The organism is Chryseobacterium sp. (assembly GCF_022712095.1).
Lineage (GTDB): Bacteria > Bacteroidota > Bacteroidia > Flavobacteriales > Weeksellaceae > Chryseobacterium.
The window spans coordinates 1-4,793 of the sequence record NZ_JALAHD010000244.1; the positions used below are offsets into that span (position 1 = coordinate 1).

At 34.7% G+C, this 4,793-nt stretch carries 4 protein-coding genes; 1 reads left to right on the top strand and 3 read right to left on the bottom strand.

Going from position 1 to position 4,793, the window contains the following annotated elements; translation table 11 throughout:
• The first annotated feature begins 93 nt into the window (after positions 1 to 93).
• A complete protein-coding gene (locus Q0A18_RS12795) occupies positions 94 to 1,947 on the top strand; it encodes an alkaline phosphatase family protein (RefSeq protein WP_292010542.1) in 1,854 nt (617 codons plus the stop codon).
• A 103-nt stretch (positions 1,948 to 2,050) separates the two neighbouring features.
• Here the strand turns inward: Q0A18_RS12795 and Q0A18_RS12800 are convergent, their stop codons facing one another.
• The 3 genes from Q0A18_RS12800 to Q0A18_RS12810 form a co-directional block, all read right to left on the bottom strand.
• Positions 2,051 to 2,620 carry an isoprenylcysteine carboxylmethyltransferase family protein gene (locus Q0A18_RS12800; protein WP_292010543.1) on the bottom strand — a complete coding sequence of 190 codons (570 nt, stop codon included), beginning with the start codon at positions 2,618 to 2,620 and terminating at the stop codon, positions 2,051 to 2,053.
• A 2-nt stretch (positions 2,621 to 2,622) separates the two neighbouring features.
• Positions 2,623 to 3,933, bottom strand: a complete 1,311-nt coding sequence (locus tag Q0A18_RS12805; RefSeq protein ID WP_292010544.1) for a 2TM domain-containing protein — start codon at positions 3,931 to 3,933, stop codon at positions 2,623 to 2,625.
• Positions 3,934 to 4,076: 143 nt separating this feature from the next.
• Positions 4,077 to 4,727: a hypothetical protein gene (locus tag Q0A18_RS12810; RefSeq protein ID WP_292010545.1), complete on the bottom strand. Its 651-nt coding sequence runs from the start codon at positions 4,725 to 4,727 to the stop codon at positions 4,077 to 4,079.
• Between the last annotated feature and the right edge of the window lie 66 nt (positions 4,728 to 4,793).

The window sequence follows — 4,793 nt, forward strand, 5'->3', positions numbered from 1 at the left end:
AGTTGATAACAGTTTACAAATAGTAAATTATTTTTACAATAATTAAAATAAAATAACTATTTGTAAACTTTTTCTTTTTTAAAATCAACGATAATGAAAACAAAACTATTTTCAATTTTGGCAGGAATGAGTTGTTTATTAAACGCTCAGACCAAAAAAGTACTTTTTATCGGAATAGACGGTTGCCGTTCAGATGTAATGATGGCTGCCAACATTCCGAATATTCAAAATCTAATCTCCACTTCTGTTTATTCTTTAGATGGTCTCACTGCAGCTCCTACTTTGAGCGGAAACGGATGGAGTACTATGCTTACAGGTGTATGGCACACCAAGCATAATGTACAGGACAACAATTTCACCAATCCTAATTATGTAAATTACCCGGATTTTTTATCACGGGCGAAGGCTTATAATCCAAATTTAAGAACCATTTCTCTCGTCAAGTGGTCTCCTATTAATAATAAGATTATTCAGAATGCTGATGTTAAATCTAATTTAAGTTCTGATCTGGCCGTTAAAAATGCTGCTGTGAATGCTTTGCAAAATGATAATCCCGATATATTATTCGTAGATTTTGACAATGTAGATCATGAAGGGCATACCTATGGTTTTTCTTCGAATGTTCCTCAATATGTTTCTTCAATCCAGACAGCAGACACTTATATCGGAGAGATTGTCCACGCCATGAAAAGCAGACCCAATTATAATAACGAAGACTGGCTGGTCGTTGTCACTACAGATCATGGCGCTGTAGAAAACGGTCATGGCGGAGGGAATCTCTCTGAAAGGAATATCTTTACGATCTATTCCAATCCTAATATTGTACCTCAGCAGATCAGCAAAACGATCTCCGAATCCAATACTACTTTTAACCAGCTTAATCTGCCTGCAGGAACCTACGCAAAACCTTCTGATCAAGCTCCATTTAATTTTGGAGCGACACAGGATTTCACAATTGAATTCTGGGTAAAACCCAATGCCAACTTTTCAAGCGACCCTGTAATGATTAGCAATAAAAACTGGAGCAACGGAAAAAATAAAGGGTTTCTAATATCAGGATATTCCGGACAGACCTACAAGATAAATATCGGTGACGGTACCAACAGAATTGATCTAACTGGAGGAAAGCTTCCTACCAATCAATGGAAACATATTGCCGTAAGCTTTGACAGAGACGGTTTGGTTACTTTATATGAAGACGGAGTTGTTGTAACTTTTGCTAAAATGCAGAATATCGGTAATATTAATTCCGGTCTGCCTCTGACGATCAATCAGGACGGAACCAATACCTATGGCGTGAATCTTTCCGCTTCTTATAAAAATATCAGAATATGGAAAAGCGTGATTCCTAATGATGTTCTCATTCAGTGGGCTCATCAGGATATCAATTCTTCACATCCATATTACTCACAATTATTAGCAGCTTGGAAATGTGATGAGACTGATGGAAATATGTTGATTGATTCTAGTCCTAATAATAACAACAGTATCATCACAGGTTCTCCTACCCGTTCTTTAAATACCAATGCTAATTTTAAGATCTATAATTATCTGTCTACCACAAGAGAAACAGATCATTTCCCTACCGTTCTGAACTGGATGTGCATTCCTGTAGAAAGTTACTGGAATATAGATGGGACCAACAGATTGCCGAACTGCCAGAACGCAGTATTGTCTACCAGAGAGATTCAAAGCACAGAAGAAAAATTAAGCCTTTATCCTAATCCTGTCCAGCAAACACTTACGGTTAAATTTAAAGATGAAAGCAAAGTATCCGGATTGGAAATTATTGATACAAAAGGAAGGATCGTACTCACGAGAAAAATCACTCCGATTAGGGGGATCTATGAAGAAAAACTGAATGTACATCATCTACCGAGCGGTATCTACTTTATCAAAATAACTACAGATAAAAAAGGAATTTCAAAAAGCTTTATAAAAAAATAAAATGACCTTATAGAATTTCAATATATAACTTAGATTTAAATTTTGATATTAGAATGTAGGACAATGACTTACATTCTAATATCTTTTTTATTACAGCTTCTTATTAATAAACGAAAGGAATAATTCTCTTCGTTGATTTCATGTATTCCATATATTCTTCACCAAATTGCTCTATAAGTGCTTGTTCCTCTACTTTTATTCTATAGCCGAATGCCAGCAAAGGAGGAATGAATGCCAGAATAAGCGAAATCCAGTTATTCAAATAAATTCCCAATCCCAGAAAAGTCAGCAGGGAAGCGGAATAAGAAGGATGTCTTATCAGGCTGTAAAATCCTTCTTTTTTGATCGTATGATCTTGCTTGATCGTTACATCTACTGTAAAATATTTTCCTAAGGTCCTGATAATTATAAACCTTAGTACAATTCCCGCAAGAATCAGAAATTCACCCAGATATTTGATCCAAATACTTTCGACTATCGGAAATTTTGAGCGGTATGAAATGGTAACAGCTGCTGCAATAGAGAGAAGAAAAACAATCCACAACATATTGAGAGTAGATTTGTCCTTATCTTTTTTGTCACCCGATCCGGATTTTAATGTTTGCTTGTAGATAACCTCACTTAAAATCCACATAACCATTGAAATAGAAAATACTAAAGATAGAGTTTCCATGTTTATTTATATTTATTCATTAGTTCTTTAATTTTTTTGTCTTCCCAATTTTTCCCTATCGTAAATACATTCATTCCATGAGAAATAAGTCCTATCCCCCAACCCAGCATTGGCCAGTAAAACCATAAATTTTCCGGGCTGGTAATAAGGTTCAGGACAATTAAAAACGGGATTATAATGCAATAAGAAATAAGATTCCCATAAAAACTTTTAATCTCTTTCATCCTCTTTCTGGCTCTTGCATAGGCTTGATCTTCTTCATCCGGATTCGCCTGAATAACTTTAACCTTCTCAGATAAAACGGGAAGTTTTACTTTAAAAAAATCCGGAGATTTTTCGATAAAAACATTTTTTTTGGTAAGCAGGGAATACCGCTGAACAATATTAGCAAGCCCAATTCCTGAGCTTTCTTTAATTTGCTCCCTTTCCTGAAGATTATTTTCAATACATAAAACTCCTTCTTCAGAAAAGATCTTAACACTTAAAGGTTTTGAAGAAGTGGCATAATTATGCTTTATACAGTTTTCCAACAAAAGCTGCAAGGAAAGGGGAGTCACATATTTCCCATAATCTTCTTTTCTTACTTCAAAACTGAAGTCTACGCTGTCTTCAAATCTTGTTTTTAACAGATCACAGTAAGTCTGCGCAAATTCTATTTCATCTTCAATGGTAACAAGCTCTTTATCCTTTTGCTCCAAAACATAACGGTAGATTTTAGACATGGAAGAGGTAAACTTCTGAGCCTGTCTGGGATTCTCATCAATTAAAGAACTCAAAACATTCAGTGAATTAAATAAAAAATGGGGGTCCAGCTGGTTTTTAAGGGTTTCAAACTGGGCATTGGCAGACTTTGCAATTAATTTCTGCTCCACCACCTCTTTTTTAGAAGATTTTTTTAATTCTTCCATAAAGCTCTTTGCATGAAGAAAAGCAGAAATTAAAAGGGCAATGTTGATCATAAACCAATTGATAAAATTATATTTACCCGAAAAGAACACTTCTGTAGTTGCTACCCTCTGAATAACTACATAATTGACATAATTACATACATATACAAGAATAAAATTAATAACCAGAATGCATACAATGCTTATGACCACTCTAAGAGTCGTCTTTTCTGCCCATGGTATTTTCTTATTGAGAAGTTCATTAGAAATACCATTTCCTGTTCCTATAAGAAAAGAATACATAGCCGAGATTAAGAAGGTTTTCATAAAGCCTTCAACACTTTTATGCTCAGAAAAAAAGAAGAAGAAAAATATAGTGGTTCCTAATGCAATCCACCACAATATGATAAAATCCTTGTGCTTCATAAGTGAGTTTTCCTGATCCAAAATTAGCTGATAATAAATGTAAATAAAATTATTTTTAACCGGATGGTATTTTTTGCTTTCCGAACCGTCAAAAAAAAATCTCCCATTACTGGAAGACCTTAAATAGTTTTTAGATATATTATTTATTTTTTATTCAGACTTAAAAAGTACTCAGCTTCTGCTTTTCCCCAATTGGGATCCAGAGAAGTCTTAGGCGTATACTTTTTGAATTTTTCATGAGCCTGTCTGAACAATTCCATTCCCTTTATCTTACTTCCTCCGTATTGTTCCGGAGTAAAATACATGTCTTCGGCCTTTATAAGGGTAATTCTTGGATTTGCAGGGTCAAGCTTTTCCGCAGCCTTCAGTTCTTCTGTAGCCTTTGCTCCATCAGTATTTATTCTTTGCTGAGGATTAACCATCATTTTTAATGAATAAGCCATTTTTTTCAACACATGCAGCTCTGCATTATCGGAAGGTGCTGCGTGCTGTGCCGCATTGATATACTTCTGAGCCTGGCCTGCTATAAAATCCAGATCTTCCATCTTTCCCTCCTTCATTAATACTCTTCCTTTCTGAATATTAGCAAAAGCTGCATAATAAAAAGGCAGCCATCGGGTCTCATCTTGTCCTGCTATCTTATGAAAATCATTAGCCAAAACCTGAAAGTCTTCAGCCGTTTTGCAAGTTTCAATCTTTGCAATCTTCTCTGTCATAGCCTTTTCATAGTCTGCCTGTGCAAAAGCAGTTAAGCTCATAAAAGCTAAAGCAAAACCTAATAGATATTTCTTCATTATTTTAATTTTTGACATTATTTTATATTTTATTCAAATATATATATTTACAATATATAATATACC